This window comes from Candidatus Binatia bacterium (assembly GCA_036382395.1).
GTDB lineage: Bacteria > Desulfobacterota > Binatia > HRBIN30 > HRBIN30 > JAGDMS01.
This window is the reverse complement of sequence record DASVHW010000094.1, coordinates 1-3,090: the sequence shown is the minus strand read 5'-3', so window position 1 is coordinate 3,090 and position 3,090 is coordinate 1. Positions and strand designations below refer to the sequence as shown.

At 65.3% G+C, this 3,090-nt stretch carries 4 protein-coding genes; all 4 read right to left on the bottom strand.

The features are described 5' to 3' along the window. A partial coding sequence (locus tag VF515_04550) for a hypothetical protein (protein HEX7406905.1) occupies nucleotides 1–341 on the bottom strand: 341 nt, incomplete at its 3' end. Beyond that, nucleotides 325–1,065 (bottom strand): thymidylate kinase, encoded by a 741-nt coding sequence (locus tag VF515_04545; protein HEX7406904.1) that lies wholly within the window; start codon nucleotides 1,063–1,065, stop codon nucleotides 325–327. The genes VF515_04545 and VF515_04550, both read right to left, overlap by 17 nt. A gap of 2 nt (nucleotides 1,066–1,067) precedes the next feature. Then, nucleotides 1,068–1,796 carry a thymidylate kinase gene (locus VF515_04540; GenBank protein HEX7406903.1) on the bottom strand — a complete coding sequence of 243 codons (729 nt, stop codon included), beginning with the start codon at nucleotides 1,794–1,796 and terminating at the stop codon, nucleotides 1,068–1,070. Next, a partial coding sequence (locus VF515_04535) for a Ppx/GppA phosphatase family protein (GenBank protein ID HEX7406902.1) occupies nucleotides 1,765–3,090 on the bottom strand: 1,326 nt, incomplete at its 5' end. The genes VF515_04535 and VF515_04540, both read right to left, overlap by 32 nt.

The window sequence follows — 3,090 nt, the reverse complement described above, 5'->3', positions numbered from 1 at the left end:
GGCAGGACGAACGGCAGGCGCGGCGCGCCGGCCAGCGCTACCGTGAGCCTCGGATGCTTGTGACCAGCGGCATGGGCACGTTCCGCCCACGTCGCTGTGGCGTCCCAGGCACGCGCCTGCCGGCGCAGACAGAGGGTCACGCCATGATGGGCGAGGGTGAGCTGTGGCGTGTCGAGGTAGACCGAATGCGCCCGCGCCGTGCGGCGCGGATGCAATGGATACGGGCCGAGACCGGCGACCCGGGCGATGCGCCGCAGAGCGGTTTCGGGTCCGATCAGCAGGGTCGCATCGGGTTCTGCCGAGACCGGACCGTCAGGCGGGGTCTTACTGGTTGGGGACACTTTCCGCCGCCTCCACCACACGCACGCGCTTGCTGCGATTGAGATACGCGGCAATGTGCCGGCGCAGGTCGGCCTGAATGGTTTCGATTGGCCGCCGCGCATCCACCGTGAGGAAGTGAAACTCCTGCGCCAAGCGGTTGTATTCACGGATCAAGCGCGACTGATAGCGCCGGAACGAATCGAACATGTCGCTGCCCAGCGCCAGGTGCATGCCGGACTCCCAGTAGTCCATGCCCTTGCCCTCGAGCACGCGCGGGATGAGATGCTCCACGTCGATCTTCAGGTACAGAACCAGGTCGGGCACCAGGGCGCAGCCGAAGAGTTCGCGCGTCCATTGCCGGTCGGCGCCCATCACTGCATTACGCGCAAACGCGGTGTACATGTAACGGTCCGCCAGCACGATGAAGCCGGCGCGCAAGGCGGGGATGATCTCGTTTTCGAGGCGGTCGGCAAAGTCGGCGGCATAGAGGAGACTGAAGGTCGTTACCGTCAATTCGTGGCCGGCCTTGGCCTCGTTGATGGTGTCGGCGAGTAGCGGCGAGCGCGTCCACCCGGTGTTGGTCACCGCGTACCCTTGTACCTCCAGCCACGGGGTCAGCTGTTCGATCTGCGTCGAGCGTCCCACGCTGTCTGTGCCTTCAATGACGATCAGGCTGCCGCGCAAGCCGCCGGTTTTAAGATACGGCAGCCCCTGGCCGAAAAACCGCTTGTCTTCGTCATGCATGGTTACTGGACCTCCCGCAAAGGGGCCGCGGTGTCAGCGGCAGTGTCGGCCGCGGTGTCGGCGGCGGTGCCGGGGGGCGTCCGCAACATGCGGCGGACCATTCGTCGCAGCTGCTGCTGCTGGGTGTTGATGTCCGTGGTGGCCTCCACGACTTTGAGACCGAACTCCTTCACCAAGGCGTCGTAAATCTCGAGCACGCGGCTCTGAAAGAGGCGGAAGCTCTCCACCGGGTCACGGCTGAGGCCCATGTCCATCCCGGCCTCATGATACTTCAGCTTGGCGCGGCCGGTCAGCAACCGATCCAGCGCCACCTCGATGGGGACACGGAAGTAGAGTGCCAGGTCGGGCCGCAACGCGAAGCTGTAAACGGCACGTACCCATTGCGGGTGGACGCCGCGGGCCACATCGCGCGCGAAGGCGGTGTAGGTGTAGCGGTCGGCGAGCACGACCATGCCCGCCTTGAGCGGCGGGACGATGCGGTAGGTGAGTCGATCGGCGAAATCGACGGCGTGTAGCAGGCTGAAGGTGGTGGGGGTCAGCAGGTCCTTCTTTTTGCCGCGGCGGATGGACCGCCGCACCAGCTCCGAGGAGTTCCACTCGGTGAAGAAGACCTTGTGCCCCTGGGCCACGAGCCAGCGGTGCAGCAACCCCAGCTGGGTGGATTTGCCCGACCCGTCGATGCCTTCGACGACAATGAGTTTACCGGGATACGGATGCCGTTCGTTCAGCATAAGCGTGCTCGCGTTGCGACACCACCTGAAAGTCGATGTCGACTCCGAGGACTTCCCCGAGCAGGCCGGCACGCCGGCGCGCCTCCCAGATCTCCAGCTCCGCCTCGTCCCCCTCCGTGGAGAGTTGCAGGATCAGGCGCTCACCGCGTCGGATGACAGTCACATCGCGCACCACGCTATAGTGGCTGCGATCCAGGCCATCCGCAATACGCAGGATGGCGCTCAACGTGCGGATGGTGCGGCGTTCGCCCTTCGCCAGTGCCGCGTAGCCCTCGTCGGAATCCTTGGGTGCCGCTTTGCGATGGTAGCGGGCGATTTGGCCAATGATCTCCAGCTCCTCGCGCCGAAAGCCGAGCAGCTCACCTTTGGTAATGAGGTAGTAGGAGTGATGCTGATGGTCCTTGTGGCCGATCTGATGACCGACGTCGTGCAGGAGTGCGGCAAACTCGAGCCACTCTTGCGCGTCCGGTGGCACCGACAGCTCGTTCCGGAGCTGGTCGAACAGTTGCCGCGCCAGGCGCGCCACCTGCGGGCCGTGCCTGCCGATCTCACCCAAGTGGCGGGCAAAGCGGGCGACGTTGCGCCGGCGCGGGTCGGCAAATCGCTCCGTCTCCTCGATGCCCTTGCGATGGCGCGCGATGAAGTCCAGCAGCAAGCCTTCGCGGAGCGCCCACGTGCAGGCCACCAATTCCCTGGCGCCCAGCCGGCGGACGACGTAGTCGGCCAGACAGGCGCCGGCGACGATCAGGTCGACGCGCTTCCCGTCGAGTCCCTTGATGCGCAGGCGCTCGTCGCGGTCCGCTTTGATCAGCGTCCGGCGGACCTTGGCGAGCTCGTCGGCGGTGACCGCAAAGTTGTTCAGGTGGTTCTCCGGTGGCTCGCCTCGCTGGTGGCCCGCGATGGACACCAGGTTTAGCATGGTTCCCGAGGTGCCGACGACCCGTCGCACCCGGCTTTTGCCCAACTGACTCAGGGTCGGCTCCAACTGTTCGGCCAAATAGGACTCGAGATCGGCCAGGGTCTTGCCGGAGATGCGGTCGCCGGTGGGAAACCGCTCGCTCAGCCGAGTCACGCCGAGCTTCAGACTATGCATGGCGGCCAGCTTCTCATCCGCGGTGAGGATCAGCTCCACGCTCCCGCCGCCAATATCCACGATGAGGGTGTCTTGCCGGCGCAGATCGATGGCGTGGCGGACCCCCAGATAGATGAGCCGGGCCTCCTCTCGTCCGGGAATGACCTTGACCCGCAATCCCACTTCGTCCTTCACCCGCTGGATGAAATCGCCGCCGTTCTT

Coding starts and splice junctions, on each gene's coding strand:
- VF515_04540 (HEX7406903.1), bottom strand. CDS start 1,796: ATGCTGAACGAACGGCATCCGTATCCCGGTAAACTCATTGTCGTCGAA.
- VF515_04545 (HEX7406904.1), bottom strand. CDS start 1,065: ATGCATGACGAAGACAAGCGGTTTTTCGGCCAGGGGCTGCCGTATCTT.